Consider the following 16,307-nt stretch of genomic DNA (forward strand, 5'->3'; position numbering starts at 1 on the left):
CCTGAAGTCCGCTCACGAGCTATTTCCACAGGTACTGCCGCGCATCCGCGCTCCGATCGCTTCGTCAAGGCTGCCTTGCACCTGACTTGTGTCGAGCGAACGCGGAAGGTTCCCACCGATTTCACCAGGCGCTCACCGACCGTGCGGGAGACTCGCGACATGGGACTGGGGCGACTGGCGAGCGGGCGGCGGCGGTTGGCGGCGTACTGGGGCGCGACCGTGGTGCAGGTGGTCGCCGTCGCCTGTGACGTGAAGGCGCTGAAGCAGGCGAGCAAGGTGTCGCTGATGCCGCTGCTGCTGTCCTGGGCGCGGACCGAGAAGGCGTCACCGCTGATCCAGGCCGCGCTGCTGGCGTCTGCCGCCGGTGACATCCTGCTGGAGACGGACCTGCAACTGGCCGGGATCGCCGCCTTCGCCGCGGCTCACGCCTGCTACCTGGCCGTCTTCCTGACCCAGCCCGGCCAACGGTCGTGGCGAGTCGTTGCGGCGTACGGCGCTCTGTGGGCAGCTCTGGTCGCGGTCCTGGCTCCCGGGTTGGGCGGCCAGCGTGTTCCGGTCGCGGCGTACGCGCTGTTGCTCACCGCAACCGCGATCGCCTCGCGCTGGCACAACCCGCGCAGCGGCCTCGGCGGCACCCTCTTCCTCATCTCCGACGCCCTGATCGCGATGCGCCTCGCCGGCCGCGACTTCCGCGGCCGCGGCGCCCTGGTGATGTCGACGTACGCCGTCGGCCAATACCTCCTCGCCTCCGGCGCACAACAAGAGGGCCGCCCACCGGACGGCCCTCTCGATGTCGGTACGGCTCAGCCGAGGTAGTCGCGCCAGGGGCCGGTGATGGCGAAGGTGATGCCGGGGGACTGCAGGTTGACGAAGAGGACCTTGCCGTCGTTGGAGAAGGCGGGGCCGGTGAACTCGGAGTCGTTCAGCATGTTGCGGGCGATCGCGTACGTCGGGCCGCCCGGCGTCGAGCTGAGCACGTGGCTCGAGGCGTTGCCGTCCTCGGCCAGGACCAGCGAGCCCCACGGGGTCACGGTGACGTTGTCCGGGCTGTCGAAGTTGTAGTCGTCGTACCGCGCCTCGGCGCCCTTGTCGGCGGCCGCGTTCTCCGGGAAGTAGGTGACCAGCTGGATGGTCCGGGCCTGGTAGTTGTAGAACCACACCATGCCGTCGTGCGGGACCGCGTCGGCGGGCAGGTCGGCGGTGCCGGACTCGGCGTACGAGTTCACGACGTACACACCCTGGTCGGTGCCGAAGACGCCCTCGAACTTCTTGCCCCGGGTGACCGTGCCGTCGGCGAGCTGCTTGCGGCATGAGACCGAGACCGCGTCCCGGTCCGGCACCGGCACCCAGGCGACCCGGAACGGCCGGAGCAGCTGCGCGGACGTCAGGTAGGCCACGTCCGGGATCGGCTTGCCGTCGTCACCGAGGATCGCCATCGCCTCGAGGGTGCCGAAGTCGACGTCGGCGAGGTCCTGCCAGCTGTTCGGGCCGAGCTTGTAGCCGCGCGGCGCGGTCCAGCGGTAGAACAGGCCGTTCGGGCCGGAGGCGTCCTCGGACAGGTAGATGTGGTCGCGGTCCTCGTCGACCGCGAGCGCCTCGTGGGCGTAGCGGCCGAGCGCCTTCAGCGGGACCGGGTGCGCGGTCTTGCCGTCGCCCCAGACCTCGAAGACGTAGCCGTGGTCCTTGAGCCGGGTGGTGCCGTTGGCCTTGGACTCGGTCTCCTCACACGTCAGCCAGGTGCCCCACGGGGTGTGGCCGCCGGCGCAGTTGGTGAGGGTGCCGGAGATGCCGACCCACTCACCGAGGTTCGCGCCGTCCTTGTCGACCGAGATGACCGTGCAGCCACCGGCCGCTCCGACGCCCGCGTCGTACACGGTGCCCTCGACGGGCGGGACACCGAGTGCGTTGGCGCTGCCGATCTCGTGGTTCTGGATCAGCAGGTACTGGCCGCGGTCGCCGCGGAAGACCGCGGTGCCGTCGTGCGCGCCGGGGGTCGGCTGGCCGGTCTTGAGCTTGGTCTCGCCGGCCTTGGTGACGATCTTGTACCGGAAGCCGGGCGGCAGCGCGAGCAGGCCGGCGGCGTCGTCCAGCAGCGGCGGGAACGGGCGGTGCGCCGGGAACGGCGCGTGCTTCGGGCCGGGCGTGGCCTCGGCGAGCGACGGCACGGTGCCGACGGTGGCGAACCCGACCCCGGCGGCGCCGGCGGCGGCTCCCCGGAGGACGGAACGGCGGTCAACGGACATGACTGGTTGCTCCTTGGTGCGTAGGCGGGCGGGCGGCCCCAGGCGATCCTGCCCGCGCCCGGCCGACACCCGGCAAACATCAAAAGAACAAAACATCTGAACAACAACCACCTCGCTGCGCTCGGCGGGTGGTGGAGGTCGAGTGAACAACAACCGCCTCGCTCCGATCGGCGGGCGGTGGAGGGGGCTGCAACGATCCGCCCCTGTCCGTCGTCCATAGTGGGAGGTGATGTGGATGCGAAGGTTCAGCGGGCCGGCCGTCGCCGTCGCGGTGGCGGCGCTACTGGTTGCGTGTGGCAATGAATCCGGGACGGAAGGACCACCGATGCCCTCGACGGGGAGCAGCAACACACCAGACCCGAGTACGCCGCCCCCGACAGGCGGCCCCACAGACGGCCCCGCGGCCGGGCCGGTGGAGCTGGCCAAGGCGGATCTGGTCAAGCGGCTCGGTGTCGACGCGGGCCAGGTGACTGTGGTGAGCTCCAGCGAGGTCACCTGGCCCGACGGCAGTCTCGGCTGCCCGGAGCCCGGGATGCGCTATACCCAGGCGCTTGTCAACGGCTCCCGCGTCGTCCTCGAGGCGGGCGGCAAGCAGTACCACTACCACTCCGGTGGCACGCGCCCGCCGTTCCTCTGCGAGAACCCGTCACGCTGAGCGCGACGACTCCAGCACCGGTACGTCGGCCTCGTTGACGAACGCGTCGCGGGGCCGCTGGACCGAGGCCAGCGAGACGATGTCGCGGCCGTAGAACAGGGCGGCCACCCAGACGGCCAGCACCCGCACCTTCCGGTCCCAGGTCGGCACCGCCAGCACGTGGTACCCGCGGTGCATCAGCCAGGCGAGCAGACCCTTCACGACGATCCGCTTGTACTGGAAGATCCCGCGGCCCAGCCCCAGCGTCGCCACCGCCCCGAGGGTGTGGTGGAGGTACTGCTTCGGCTTGCGCCCACGCAGCGACCGGAGCAGGTTCCTCGCCAGCAGCTTCCCCTGCCGTACGGCGTTCTGCGCGTTCGGCACCGTCAGCATTCCAGGCGCCGCCGCGAGGTCGGGGATCGCGGCGTCGTCGCCGGCTGCCCAGGCGTCCGGTACGAACTCGTCCTCGGTGCCGACCCGCAGGTCGGCGCGGGTCTGGATCAGGCCGCGCTCGGTGACCGGGAGGTCGGTGTGGCTGCGGACCAGCCGGGTCGCCGCGTTGCCCGTCGTCCAGACGAGCAGGTCCGAGTCGAACGCCGTACCGTCGGACAGCAGCACGCGGCCGTCCGCGGCCGACACCAGCGTGGTCTCCAGGTGGACCCGCGCGCCCTGGCGCTCGAGCTTGTCCCGGACCCACTGAGCCTGGCGGTCGCCGACCTCCGGCAGGATCCGCTTCGTCGCCTCGACGAGGTGGAAGTGCAGGTCGTCGCGGGTCAGCTCGGGGTAGGACTTGAGCAGCCCGTTGGCCAGCGAGAGGAGCTCGGCGAAGCCCTCGACACCGGCGAAGCCGCCGCCCACGAAGGTGACCGTCAGCAGCCGCTCGCGGTCCGGACCGGGCGGGAGCACCGAGGCCTCGTCGAAGGCGGTGAGCAGGCGGTCGCGGATCGCGACGGCCTCCTCGACGTGCTTCATGCCGATCGCGTGCTCGGTCACGCCGGGCAGCGCGAACGTCCGGGTCACCGCGCCGGCGGTCACCGCGATGATGTCGTACGGCATCTCGAAGTCGGCGCCCTGGACCGGGTGGATGGTGACCGTCTTGCGGGCGTGCTCGATCTTGGTGACCGAGCCGGCGACGACCTTGCTGTGGCGCAGGTTGCGCCGCAGCGAGATGGCCGCGTGGCGAGCCTCGATCGACCCGGCCAGCACCTCCGGAAGGAACGGCTGGTAGGTCATGTAGGGCCGGGGATCGACGACCACGATCTCGGCCTCACCCTTGCGAAGTTTCTTCTCCAGCCTCCACGCCGTGTAGAAACCGGCGTACCCACCGCCGACCACAAGGATCCTGCGCACTTCGGACCTCCGATTGGTTCTGTCTGTCTACAGGTAAGACAGTTGAGGAGCCCGATTTGTGACTTACCCAAGAATCGGCCCGAGTTGGCGGCGCGACGTGATGCCGAGCTTGGTGAAGACCTTGCGCAGGTGCCACTCGATCGTGTGCTGGCTGAGGAACATCTGGGCGCCGATCTGCGCGTTCGTCAGCCCGGATCCGGCCAGCTCGGCGATGTGGGCCTCTTGCGCGGTGAGCACGTCCGCGGCCCGGCCGGCTCGCTCGTCGACGGCCTCGCCGGCGGCGGCGAGCTCGCGGCGGGCGCGTTCGGCGAAGGCGTCCGAACCGGCCGCGGTGAGCATCTCGTACGCCGTCCGCAGCTGAGCGCGAGCGTCCTGCCGTCGACCGGCTCGCCGGAGCCACTCGCCGTACAGGAGGTGGGACCGGGCCAGGTCCATCCGGACCCGGGTCCGGCCGAGTCGGTCGATGGCCCATTGATAGCCGGACTCCGCGTCCGGGCCGGGCGTCAGCAGGGCGGTTGACCGGTCGAGCAGGCCGAGTGCCCAGTCCGTCCCGGTGGCTTGGGCCAGCTCGGTCAGCCGGTCGAGCGCCTCGGTCCCCAATTCGCGCTGCCCGGCGCGGACCGCGGCCTCGATGAGCTCTGGCAGTGACCAGCTGGCGACTCCGAGATCGTTCGGATCGGCGCTCGCCGCCTGGGCGGACGCGAGCGCCTCGGGATACCGGCCGATGCTGTTCAGGAGTACTGCGTTCGCCCACCGGGTGTACGACATCCCGGCGCCTTCGCCGCGGGTCGTGACCTCCTCCAGGGTGGCGGCGATCAGGGGAGTCGCCTCGTCCACCCGACCGCGCATGACCGCCAGGCCGATGGCGCCGTACGGAGCGAGGCCGATGCCCGTCGCGTCGGCGATCGTCCGGATCTCGGCGAGGAGTGCGGCGGCGGCCGGGACCTCGCCGCCGAACAGGTGCAGGTGCAGCCGCGAGTTGAGGACGAGTGGCAACTGGCTGAGGTCGCCGAGCTCCCGGCCCAGCTGGACGTGCCTCGCAGTGAGCACGTCCCAGTGCTCGAAGTCGAACAGGTCGACGGCGGTGCGGGACGCCAGCCAGAGCCAGCGCAGGTCACCCGGGTCCGCGCGGCTCTCGTCGGCGAAGGCTGCGATCGCGTCCCGGGCCAGCGGCACCGCGGCCGGGTAACCGTCAGTGAAGGAGACGGCCAGGGTCTCGAGCAGGAGATCGTGCTTGCGCGGCGTGCTCGGCCTGGGCGCGGCGCGAGCGGCCTGGGCGACCTCGGTCTGCGGCGATCCGTCGGCGAGCACTCCGGCGAACATCGCGGCCATCATCGCGTCGAGGTACGTGTCGCGGGCCAGTTGGAGGTCGAGCGGCTCGAGTCGGCGGGCGGCGTCCAGGAGCAACTGTGCGGCGGTGGCGCCGTGACCGGAGGCGAAGGCGATTTGGGCCCGGAGCAGGTTGACCGTGGCCTGGTGCAGTTCGTCGGGCGACCACTCGTCGGCGGTCACGAGCAGCTTCAGCGCCGGCTCGAAGGCGCCGGCCCGCATCGTGGCCTGGGCCGCGGTCACGGCGCGGCCCGCCCGGGTGGTCGGATCCGGGGTCAGCTCGGTGGCCCGCTGCAGGAACGCAGCCGTGGCGGCGAGACCGCCGCGGCGTTGGGCCCGGTCGGCGGAGGCGATCAGCTCGGCGGCGACTGCTTCGTCGGGCTGGTCGGCCGCTTGGGCGCGGTGCCAGGCCCGGCGATCGGGGTCGATCGTCGGGTCGATCGCGTCGGCCAGCGCTTGATGGACAGCGCGACGGTCGGCTGAGACGGCAGCCCGGTACGTCGCCGACCGGACCAGCGGATGCCGGAAGCGAACCCGCGCTCCCAACTCGATCAGGCCGGCCACTTCGGCCGGTCCGGACGCGTTGACCGGGATGTCCAACGACCGGAGTGCCCGGAGCAGCAGCGGTACGTCGCCGACCGGTTCGGCAGCCGCGGTCAGCAGCAGCCGCTGGGTCTGCGGTGGCAGCAACTGCACCCGCTGCGCGAAGTTCTGCTCGATCTGGCTCGCCAGCGGACGCGCATCCGGCCGCTCGAACCCACCGGCGAGCTCGGCCGCCGTCAGCCCGCGCGGCAGCTCCAGCAGCGCCAGCGGATTGCCCCGGGTCTCGGACACGATCCGGTCCCGGATGTGCTCGTCCAGCCGCCCAGGTACGACGGAGTCGAGCAGCGCCCCCGCCTCCTCATCGGCGAGTCCGCCTACCACCAGCTCCGGGAAGCCCCGCCACTCCGGCGCGGTCGCCGGGTCCCGCACCCCGAACACGACCCCGATGCGGTCGGCGAACAGCCGCCGCCCGACGAAGGTCAGCGCTTGGGCCGAGGCCTGGTCCAGCCACTGCGCGTCGTCGATCACGCAGAGCAGCGGCTGCCGGTCGGCCACCTCCGCGAGCAGGCTCAGCACGGCCGCGCCGACCAGGAACCGGTCCGGCGGCCCGCCGAACTCCAGGCCGAAGGCCACGGCCAGGGTGGCGCGCTGCGGCGGCGGCAGGTGCTCGGCAAGGTCGAGCATGGGGGCGCACAACTGGTGCAGACCGGCGAACGGGAGCTCCATCTCGGACTCGACCCCGGACGCGTGCGCCACCCGGCAGCCGTCGGCGTTGCCGGCCACGTACTCGAGCAGCGCCGACTTCCCGATCCCGGCCTCACCACGGACGATCAGGACCTGGCCCTGGCCGGCCCGGACGTTCGCGACCAGGCGGTCGAGGGACTCGCATTCCGAGCGTCGACCGCGAAGGCCCTCCGTCCCACCCGTCATGGCTCCATATCCTCTCATTCAGAGGACAACGAGCCAGGCTTTCCACGAGGGGTGGACTCTCACGCGGCCTGTTCGGCCAGCCCGGCGGTGAGGAAGTCTTCAAGATCGGCCAGATCGCCGGCCCGGGAGGCGGACACCAGGGCCTGGACGAGCTGACTGTGGGCGGCCTGGGTGAAGGGCCGGCGGCGGTCCGAGGCGAGCCGGTCGCGGGCCCGCTTCACCAGCTGCCTGGCGTTCGGCGCGCCGATCCGCAGCTTCTCCGCGATCCGCTGGTACGGGTACTCGAAGCCCTCCCGCAGTACGTAGGAAGCCCGTTCGGCCGGGGAGAGCCGTTCGAGCAGCACCCGGGCGGCGAGGTCGATGGACTCGTTGCGCTCGGCCTGGGTGTGCGGGTCGTCGCCGTCGGAGGCGCTCTCCTCCGGTAGCCAGGTGGCGACGTACGTCTCGTGCCGGCGCCGCGCGCACTTGACCAGGTTGATCGCGAGCCGGGTCGTAGTGGTGGCGAGGAAGGCAGCCGGGTCGATGACGGCCGACCGGTCGGTGCGCTGCCAGCGCAGCCAGACCTCCTGCACGATGTCCTCCGCCTCCGGCGCGTTCCCGACGATCCGGTAGGCGATGCCGAACAGCCGGGGGCGGACGACGAAGAAGACCGAAGCGGCCTGGTCCAGGGTGTGCGCACTCATGTTCCGGCTCCTCTCATCGGTCCCCGAGGTAACGGATCCACCGTCGCCCCTGGACCGTGGTGGTCGCGCCCTGGAAGTCCGTGGTCGGATCCGTGGTCACCCGTGGGGACCGCGTGTCACAGCGGCCCGGGCTACGTGGTCAGAGGTGCGTAGTCCCCGGGACCCGGCTGCGGAGGGAAGAGATGAAACCGAGGATCGAGACCGAGCGACTGGTGATCCGGCCCTGGCGCGACACCGACGCGTCCGACGCGCTGGTGATCTACGGCGACGAGCACGTGACCCGCTGGCTGACCCCAGCAATGACCTGGGTGCCGAGCGTGCAGGCGATGCGTGACGTCCTGCACCGCTGGATGGCCGAGGACGTGCCCCCGGTGCGGCACTGGGCCGTCGAGCTGCGGGACAGCGGTCGCGTGGTCGGTGGGGCTGCGGTGCTCCGGTTGGCGCCCTGGGAGGACCTGGAGATCGGCTGGCAGCTCGCCCGTACGGCGTGGGGCCACGGGTATGCCGCGGAAGCCGGAGCCGCGGTCGCCGACTGGACGATGCACCACACCGACGTCGACGAACTGTTCGCCCTGGTCGGCCCGACGAACGCCCGCGCCGCCGGGACCGCGAAGCGGATCGGGATGGAGCTGATCGGCGAGACGGACCAGTACCACGGTCAGCAGCTCAACCTCTACCGGATCCGGCACTATGACCTGGCGTACCACGCCGACGCCCAGGAGCAGGCGAGTGAGACGTGACAGACAGCCGGGTTGTGACCGGAGTGACAGTCACAGACCGCCGTCCTGAGCTGTCCTAACTGTGTCACCTGAACAGTCCAACAGGTGTGACACCGAAAACGAGTCGAAGGAGATTCGATGAAGACCACCGAGCAGCAGATCGCCACCTCAGTTCTGGTGATCGGAACCGGTGGTGGGGGGCTGCGCGCCGCGATCGAGCTGGCCGAGCAGGGCGTCGAGGTGCTTGCCCTGGGCAAACGCCCGCGCTCGGACGCCCACACGTCACTCGCCGCCGGCGGCATCAACGCGGCGCTGGCCACGATGGACCCCGACGACAGCTGGCAGCAGCACGCCGCCGACACGTTGCAGGAGAGCTACCTGCTGGCGAACCCGCAGACGGTCCAGATCGTCACCGAGGGCGCGGCCCGGGGCATCGAGGACCTCGAGCGCTACGGCATGCCGTTCGCCCGGGAGGCCGACGGCCGGATCTCGCAGCGGTTCTTCGGCGCCCACACCTACCGGCGGACCGCGTTCGCGGGCGACTACACCGGCCTGGAGATCCAGCGGACGCTGATCAACCGCGCGGTCCAGCTGGGCGTGCCGATCCTGGACACCGTCTACGTGACCCGGATCCTGGTGCGCGACAACAAGGTGTTCGGCGCGTACGGGTTCGACCTGACCACCGGGCGGCGCTACGTCATCCACGCCGACGCGGTGATCCTGGCCGCGGGCGGTCACACCCGCATCTGGCGCCGTACGTCGTCCCGTCGTGACGAGAACACCGGTGACTCGTTCCGGCTGGCGGTGCTGGCCGGCGGCAAGATCCGCGACCCTGAGCTGGTCCAGTTCCACCCGTCCGGCCTGATCGAGCCCGAGAACGCGGCCGGGACCCTGGTGTCCGAGGCGGCGCGCGGCGAGGGCGGCCAACTCCGCAACGCCCTCGGCGAGCGGTTCATGGCCCGGTACGACGCCGAGCGGATGGAGCTCTCGACCCGGGACCGGGTCGCGCTGGCGGCGTACACCGAGATCATGGAAGGCCGCGGTACGCCGAACGGCGGGGTCTGGCTGGACGTGTCGCACCTCCCGCGGGAGACGATCATGCGCCGGCTGCCCCGGGTCTACCAGACGCTGCTCGAGCTGCAGATGCTCGACATCACCAAGCAGCCGATCGAGATCGCCCCGACCGCGCACTACTCGATGGGCGGGGTGTGGGTCCGTCCCGACGACCACGGCACCGGTGTCGACGGGCTGTACGCGATCGGCGAGGCCGCCAGCGGTCTGCACGGCGCGAACCGGCTGGGCGGCAACTCGCTGATCGAGCTGCTGGTGTTCGGCCGGATCGTCGCGGAGGCGGCGGCGAAGTACTCGATCGGCCGGCAGTCGCAGGAGCGGTCCGCGGACGCGGTCGCCGAGGCCCGCGCCGAGGTCGACACGCTGCTGGCCAACGACGGCGAGGAGAACGTCCGGGCCCTGCAGCGGGCGCTGCGCGACACCATGACGAACCGCGCCGGCGTCGTCCGCGACGAGGCCGGGCTGCTGGCCGGCATCTCCGAGCTGGTCGAGATCGAGGATCGGATGACGAAGATGGGCGTCCACCCCGACATCGCCGGCTTCCAAGATCTGGCCCACGCGTTTGACCTGAAGTCGTCGGCGATGGCCTCCCGCGCCACCTTGGACGCGGCCCTGGAACGGCGTGAGACCAGGGGCTGCCACAACCGCTCCGACTACCCGGAGCTGGACGAGTCCCTGCAGGTGAACATGGTCTGGTCCGGGCCGGGCGAGGTGGAGCGCGAGGCGATCCCGCCGATCCCCGCGGAGCTTCGCAAGCTGATGCGCGACGACATCACCACCGAGGGAAAGCTGGTCGAGTGACCTGACCGGTACTGGTCACGGGCGTTGACTCTCCGCAAGGTCTCGGGATGGGGTGGTCGGACCGAGACTTGCGGAGGTCGGGACCAGTGCCGACGGTGGACGACGTACGACGGCAGTTCGCAGCACCACCGCCCGAGGGCCGGCCGATGATGCGCTGGTGGTGGTTCGGGCCGGCGGTTGATCGGCGCGAGCTCGAGCGCCAGTTGCAGGCGATGGCGGCCGCCGGGCTCGGTGGTGTCGAGGTCGCGTTCGTCTATCCGATGAGCTCGGTGGACGCGCCGTTCGGGTCGGACAAGTTCCTGCAGGACGTGGGGTTCGCGGCGCGGACCGCGCGGGAGCTGGGACTGCGGTTCGACCTCACGCTCGGCAGCGGCTGGTCCTTCGGCGGCGGCCACATCGGCCCCGAGTTGGCCGCGCGCCGGCTGAGCTGGGACCGCCGGGAGATCGGTGGCGAGGCGTACGACGTACCCGTGGTCGCGGCCTGGCCCGGTGACGAGGTGGTCGCGGCCTTCGTCGGAGCCGGGTCGGCCGGGCAGCCCTCGTCGTACGACGAAGTTGCGGTGAGCAACGGGATGATCCGGGTGCCGTCGGGCGCCGGGCCGCGCGAGGTGTTGATCGCGACCTCGCGGCTGACCGGTCAGAACGTCAAGCGGGCTGCGGCCGGTGCCGAGGGGCCCGTGCTCGACCACTACTCGAGGGCTGCGGCGGAGGAGCACATCCGGTCGGTGGCCGAGCCGCTGCTGGCGGCAGCCACGCCGGAGCTGGTCGGATCGGTCTTCTGCGACAGCCTGGAGGTGTACCAAGCCGATTGGACGCCGTCGATCTTCGAGGAGTTCGCTCGTCGGCGCGGGTACGACCTGCGGCCGCGGCTGTGGGAGCTGCGGACGGAGTCCCAGGTCCGCATCGATTTCTACCGCACGTTGTCGGAGCTGTACGAGGACAACTTCGTCACCGTCTTCCAGCGGTGGGCGGCGGCGCACGACGTACCGTTTCGGATCCAGTCGTACGGCGAACCACCGGCGACGGTGAGCAGCTACCGACACGCCGACCTGTTCGAGGGGGAGGGCTGGGGATGGACCCGGCTGCCCGAGACGCGATGGGCTTCGTCGGCGGCCAGTATCTACGGCCGCTCGGTCGTCTCGGCCGAGGCCTGGACCTGGGTGCACTCGCCGTCGTTCCGCGCGACTCCGCTCGACCTCAAGGGTGAGGCGCACGAGCACTTCCTGTCCGGCGTGAACCAGTTGATCGGCCACGGCTGGCCGTACTCGCCGACCGGCGAACCCGGCGTCGGCTGGATCTTCTATGCCGCGGGCGCTCTCGACGACCGCAACCCGTGGTGGCCCGTAGCACCGGACCTCTTTGGCTATCTCCACCGGCTGTCCTGGCTGCTTCAGCAAGGCACCCCGGTCCGGCCGGTCAAGGTGTACGTCCCGGCCTCCGATGCCTACGCCACTGGGTCCTTGAACCTCTATCGCACCGTACGGCGGTTGATCGGCGCCGAGATCCCGCGGACGATCCGCGAGTCCGGGCTGGACTTCGACCTGATCGACGACGACGCGATCGGCGTGGTCGAACCGGCCGGCGTTTCATTGGTCGTCGTACCTCCGGAGGCGACGGTGCCGGCGGGGACCAAGCGGTGGCTGCATGCGGTGGTCGCGGCCGGGGGAGTGGTGGTCGATGACGTCTCGGCGTTGGCGGATCGCCTGCCTGAGCGGTTGCCGGAGGACATCGGGGTGGTGCATCGGCGGCTCGACGACGGGGAGTTCTACTTTGTCGCGAACACGGGCAACCAGACGCGGACGTTCAGCCTCGATGTTGCGTCTGTGGAGCTGTGGGATGCCGCGACCGGGGCGATCAGGCCGTCGTCGAGCTCGGTGACGTTGCATCCGTATCAGGCTGTTGTCCTGGTGCCGGTCGCTGGTTCTGAGGAGCGGTTGGTGGCCGACGTGCCGTTGCGGACGGTCGAGGGGGCGTGGCAGGTCGATCCATCACGGTTCGCTGCTGCAGGCTCAGCGTCGTACGAGGTCGAGTTCGAGTTGCCGGCGGTCGACGACCGGATCGTGTTGGACTTCGGCGACGGGGTGCCGGCCGAGCGGGACGGCTATCTGCCGGAGCATTCCTACCAGGCGTTGATCACCTCGCCGGTCGGGGTTGCCGCCGAGGTCTGGGTGAACGAGACCCGGTGCGGGACGCTGTGGGCGCCGCCGTACCGGATCGACATCACGGACGCCGCTAGGCCGGGCGCCAACACGTTGCGGATCGTCGTCTACAGCACGGCGACGAGCGCCCTGGCAGCCGACCAGCACCTGCACGCGTTGGTCGAATCGGTCACCGCTCGCTTCGGCCGGCGGTTCGACCTGCAGGACGTCGAGCACGCGGCCGACTTCCAGGACTCCGGACGGCTCATCCCGCCGACCATTGTGCTGCGTCAGCTGGGGAAGCGCGGCTCGTAGCTCCGCGAGACCTCGCGCACCTTGCGCAGGCCGAGATACCCGATGACGACCACGGTCACGAGGGCCGTGGCGGCGGCGATCAGAGTACGCGCGGTGTCCCCGGCGCCGGCCGCCTCGCAGATCACCGCGGCCAGCACACCGGTGACGACCGAGTTGATGATGCCGACCACGACCGGTGACCCGGACAGCCAGTGCGTCACCCCGATCCGGCGGCGGAAGCTGTACGTCGTCCAGATCCCCGGCGGGTCGTCGTGGTGGCTCGCGATGAAGTACGGCTCGAGCTCCGGCGCGAGTTCGACGTACGCGTGCCGCAGCCGGTTCATGCCGATGATCAGCCAGGTGTCCTCGATATCCGCCTCGATCAGCCGGAAGTACGTCCCGAACCCCACCAGCAGCACCACCGGCAGCACCAGCAACGCGAACGTCGTGAACCCGGACCCGAACCCGGTGGCGTTCGCCACCAGCGACAACGCCACCACCGCCGCCGACAGCACCGTCAGGTACGTCCCCGTCCGGCTGAAGATCTCCTGCCACGTCATCCCCCGCGTAGCCAGCAAACTCCAGTGCTCCGTCGCCAAAAACTGCGCATGCGTCTTCCCGGCATCAACATCCCTGAGCTCTCCCATCCCCCGAGTGTGACTGCCGCCACACCGTGCCGTCCCGTGGAAGACGTTGTCGCGCGATCGAGAGTCGTTGGTTGGGTGTTGACAGTCGATAGGTCAGCATCGATTATCGATAGGTGATCAGTGTGCGGGGAGTGACCAAGCGGTACGGCGACGTGCAGGCCGTGGACGAGTTGAGTTTCGAGGTGCCGGCGGGGCAGGTGACCGGGTTCCTGGGGCCGAACGGGGCGGGGAAGTCGACCACGATGCGGATCGTGATGGGGCTCGACCGGCCGACGGCGGGGACGGCGCTGGTGAACGGGCAGCGGTACGTCGACCTCGTCGAGCCGCTCCGTCAGGTGGGGGCGCTGCTCGACGCCGGCGCGATGCATCCCGGCCGAACCGGGCGCGGGCATCTGAGGATCGGCGCCCGGACCAACGGGATCCCATCGCGGCGGGTCGAGGAGGTGATCGAGCAGGTCGGCCTCGGGTCCGCGGCCCGGCGGCGGATCAAGGGGTACTCGCTGGGCATGCGGCAACGGCTCGGGATCGCGGCCGCGCTGCTGGGGGATCCGCAGGTGCTGCTGTTCGACGAGCCGGTCAACGGGCTTGACCTCGACGGTGTCCGGTGGATCCGGTCGTTGCTGCGCGGGTTCGCCGACGAAGGCCGGACCGTGCTCGTCTCGAGTCACCTGATGAGCGAGATGCAGTTGATTGCCGACCGCATCGTCATCATCGGCCGCGGCCGGCTGATCGCCGAGGCAGCGGTCGACGAAATCCTGCGCGGTCTCGGTGGTCAGCGCGTCCGCATCCGCACGCCGCAGATCGACGTACTGCAAGAGGCGTTGGCCGATCGGGCCGCCGTGGAGCGCACTGCGCCGGACGAGCTGGAGGTGACCGGCCTGACGGCCAAGGAGCTTGGTGATCTCGCCTACTCGCTCGGCCTGCCAGTGCATCACCTGGCCGAGCTTGAGCAGTCCCTCGAACATGCCTACCTCGCGTTGACCGAGGAGAGCATCGACTACCACGGCAGCACGCCGGCGTACGCGGACGGAGCGAAACGATGAGCACCCCGACCGTCCTCGCCCGGACCGGCAACGCCGAGTGGAGCCGCCTGTGGAGCGTTCGCTCGACCTGGATCTTCGCCATCGCGACCGCGATCGTCGTCCTCGGCTTCGCGACGATCGCGGGGTACGACATCTCCGACGACCCGACCGGTCCCGGTCCGGACGCGACCGCGTGGGACGGTGGCCGGTTCACGGCGATGTTCGCGCTGTTCGGCGTACTCGCGCTGTCCGTCGTCACCAGCACCGCCGACCACGGCACCGGTGGCATCGTCCCGACGCTGCAGTGGACGCCGCGCAGGGGCGTGCTGCTCGCTGCCCGGACCGCTGTCATCACGGCCACGATGACCCTGCTGGGTGTGGTGCTCGTGGCCGCGGCGAGCGTTGTCGTGTGGTCGTTCCGGCCTTCACTCGGGTTGCCGATCGGCGAGGGGATCAAGTCGCTCGCCGAGCTCGGATTCGTGTACACGTTCGCCACGCTGCTCGGCATCGGGTTGGGCTTGCTGACACGCAGTACGGCGGCCGCGCTCGTCAGCGTGATCGCGCTGATGTTCGTGCTGCCGCTGATCCTGGCGCAGCTCCCGTACGACTGGACCGTCACGCTGTCCGCCCGCATGCCCGGCTCCGGCGCGCTCTTCCTGCTCTTCGGCGAGGGACCACGCGACGACATGACGACCACCTCGGCCCGGCTCACGCTCGGGCTGTGGGGCGTTGCACTCACCGCGGCCGGCGGGTTGCGGCTGATCCGGGCCGACGCCGACCGATGAACACAAGCGACGTACTGGTGGTGGGAGCCGGGCTGGCAGGGCTTCACACGGCCACCTTGTTGGCCCAGCACGGGCATGATGTCTTGCTGGTGGAACGCCGTACGAGCTTGACCGCCGCGATTCGGACCACGGGCATCTTCGTGCGGAAGACACTCGACGACTTTCCCTTGCCAGTCGAGTGCCTCGGGCCGCCGATCCGTCGCGTGGTGCTTTATCCGCCCGACCTGCGCAGGCCGGTCGAGTTGGTGAGCGATCGCGACGAGTACCGGGTGGGCGTCATGGGGCCGCTGTACCTGGCGGCGGCCGAGCGTGCGCTCGAGGTCGGCGTGCGGCTCTCCCTGGGCACGCGTTACGCGGGCTGGCGTGCCGGTGCCTTTCACTTGGTCGATCGCGATGGGCCGACTCAGGTCCGGGCCCGGTACGTCGTCGGAGCAGACGGAGCGCGATCCCGGGTGGCGCGCGACCTCGGCCTGGATCGCAACACGCACCTGCTCGTCGGGGCGGAGGAGGTCTTCGCAATTCCATCGACCGAGGAGCCGCCGACGTTCCACTGCGTGCTCGACCCGTCGATCGCTCCGGGCTATCTCGCGTGGGTGGTCAACGACGGGCAGCACGCGCACGTCGGTGTCGCGGGTTACGCCGATCGCTATCCGGAGGGCATGCGCAAAGCCCTGCAGCGCTTCAGCAAGGACGCGCCTGGGCTGGCTTGTGTCGATCGGCCGGTTGAAGTGGAGCGGCGTGGCGGTCCGATCCCGGTCGGCGGTCTGTTGCGGCGGATCGGATCTGCGGACGGGCTGCTGGTCGGCGATGCGGCTGGTGCGGTCTCGCCGCTCACCGCGGGCGGTCTGGACCCCTGTCTGCGCTTGTCTTCGCTAGCGGCCGAGGTCCTCGACGATGCGTTGCGAGGCGGTGCGGCGGCGTTGCCCGCGTACGACGGTGCCGCCCTGCGCGCACGCTTCCGCGGACGGTTGATGCTGCGTCGAGGGCTCGCTCAAGTGCGTACGCCGGCCGCGGCGTCGCTGGCGTTCAAGCTGCTCCGGACACAACCCGGGCGGCTGGCCGCTCGCCACATCCTGTTCGGCGACAGATCCTTCCCAACTGCCCGATCGCGGTGATCT

General features: G+C 70.4%; 13 protein-coding genes. 8 read left to right on the plus strand and 5 right to left on the minus strand.

The annotated features are described in order from the left end of the window. Positions 1-159: 159 nt before the first annotated feature. Entirely contained in the window at positions 160-816 is a 657-nt protein-coding gene (locus ACIBL3_RS15815; protein WP_396354048.1) for a lysoplasmalogenase, read from the plus strand. Here the strand turns inward: ACIBL3_RS15815 and ACIBL3_RS15820 are convergent. Next, positions 804-2,243, minus strand: a complete 1,440-nt coding sequence (locus ACIBL3_RS15820) for an alkaline phosphatase PhoX (RefSeq protein ID WP_396354050.1) — start codon at positions 2,241-2,243, stop codon at positions 804-806. The two genes, ACIBL3_RS15815 and ACIBL3_RS15820, sit on opposite strands and share 13 nt — an antisense overlap. A 325-nt stretch (positions 2,244-2,568) precedes the next feature. Here ACIBL3_RS15820 and ACIBL3_RS15825 point away from each other — a divergent pair, with 325 nt between their 5' ends. Next, positions 2,569-2,898: a hypothetical protein gene (locus ACIBL3_RS15825; protein WP_396354052.1), complete on the plus strand. Its 330-nt coding sequence runs from the start codon at positions 2,569-2,571 to the stop codon at positions 2,896-2,898. Here ACIBL3_RS15825 and ACIBL3_RS15830 read toward each other — a convergent pair. The 3 genes from ACIBL3_RS15830 to ACIBL3_RS15840 all read right to left on the minus strand — a co-directional run bounded on the left by ACIBL3_RS15830 (position 2,890) and on the right by ACIBL3_RS15840 (position 7,712). Then, positions 2,890-4,227, minus strand: coding sequence for an NAD(P)/FAD-dependent oxidoreductase (locus ACIBL3_RS15830; RefSeq protein WP_396354054.1), 1,338 nt, complete (start codon positions 4,225-4,227; stop codon positions 2,890-2,892). The two genes, ACIBL3_RS15825 and ACIBL3_RS15830, sit on opposite strands and share 9 nt — an antisense overlap. A 63-nt stretch (positions 4,228-4,290) precedes the next feature. After that, a complete protein-coding gene (locus tag ACIBL3_RS15835) occupies positions 4,291-7,029 on the minus strand; it encodes an ATP-binding protein (RefSeq protein WP_396354056.1) in 2,739 nt (912 codons plus the stop codon). 59 nt (positions 7,030-7,088) lie between these two features. Beyond that, positions 7,089-7,712: a sigma-70 family RNA polymerase sigma factor gene (locus ACIBL3_RS15840; RefSeq protein WP_396354058.1), complete on the minus strand. Its 624-nt coding sequence runs from the start codon at positions 7,710-7,712 to the stop codon at positions 7,089-7,091. A 182-nt stretch (positions 7,713-7,894) separates the two neighbouring features. Between ACIBL3_RS15840 and ACIBL3_RS15845 the strand changes: the two genes are divergently transcribed. The 3 genes from ACIBL3_RS15845 (at position 7,895) to ACIBL3_RS15855 (ending at position 12,756) form a co-directional block, all read left to right on the plus strand. Beyond that, a complete protein-coding gene (locus tag ACIBL3_RS15845; protein WP_396354060.1) occupies positions 7,895-8,452 on the plus strand; it encodes a GNAT family N-acetyltransferase in 558 nt (185 codons plus the stop codon). A 117-nt stretch (positions 8,453-8,569) separates the two neighbouring features. Next, positions 8,570-10,303, plus strand: a complete 1,734-nt coding sequence (locus ACIBL3_RS15850) for an L-aspartate oxidase (RefSeq protein ID WP_396354062.1) — start codon at positions 8,570-8,572, stop codon at positions 10,301-10,303. 86 nt (positions 10,304-10,389) lie between these two features. Then, positions 10,390-12,756 carry a glycosyl hydrolase gene (locus ACIBL3_RS15855; RefSeq protein WP_396354063.1) on the plus strand — a complete coding sequence of 789 codons (2,367 nt, stop codon included), beginning with the start codon at positions 10,390-10,392 and terminating at the stop codon, positions 12,754-12,756. On the opposite strand, the gene ACIBL3_RS15860 is transcribed toward ACIBL3_RS15855, so the two are convergent. Continuing rightward, the gene (locus ACIBL3_RS15860; RefSeq protein WP_396354065.1) at positions 12,732-13,382 is read right to left on the minus strand and encodes a hypothetical protein; all 651 of its coding nucleotides are present in this window, start codon (positions 13,380-13,382) and stop codon (positions 12,732-12,734) included. The two genes, ACIBL3_RS15855 and ACIBL3_RS15860, sit on opposite strands and share 25 nt — an antisense overlap. Before the next feature lie 113 nt (positions 13,383-13,495). Here ACIBL3_RS15860 and ACIBL3_RS15865 point away from each other — a divergent pair, with 113 nt between their 5' ends. From ACIBL3_RS15865 to ACIBL3_RS15875, 3 genes are read left to right on the plus strand one after another with little or no spacing between them, the layout of a single operon-like run. Continuing rightward, a complete protein-coding gene (locus tag ACIBL3_RS15865; RefSeq protein WP_396354067.1) occupies positions 13,496-14,425 on the plus strand; it encodes an ABC transporter ATP-binding protein in 930 nt (309 codons plus the stop codon). Continuing rightward, positions 14,422-15,189 carry a hypothetical protein gene (locus tag ACIBL3_RS15870; RefSeq protein ID WP_396354068.1) on the plus strand — a complete coding sequence of 256 codons (768 nt, stop codon included), beginning with the start codon at positions 14,422-14,424 and terminating at the stop codon, positions 15,187-15,189. The genes ACIBL3_RS15865 and ACIBL3_RS15870 overlap by 4 nt, the downstream gene beginning before the upstream one ends. Continuing rightward, positions 15,186-16,304, plus strand: a complete 1,119-nt coding sequence (locus ACIBL3_RS15875) for an FAD-dependent oxidoreductase (protein ID WP_396354070.1) — start codon at positions 15,186-15,188, stop codon at positions 16,302-16,304. The genes ACIBL3_RS15870 and ACIBL3_RS15875 overlap by 4 nt, the downstream gene beginning before the upstream one ends. Positions 16,305-16,307: the final 3 nt, after the last annotated feature.

The organism is Kribbella sp. NPDC050124 (genome assembly GCF_044460355.1).
In the GTDB taxonomy this organism is placed as follows: Bacteria; Actinomycetota; Actinomycetes; order Propionibacteriales; family Kribbellaceae; genus Kribbella.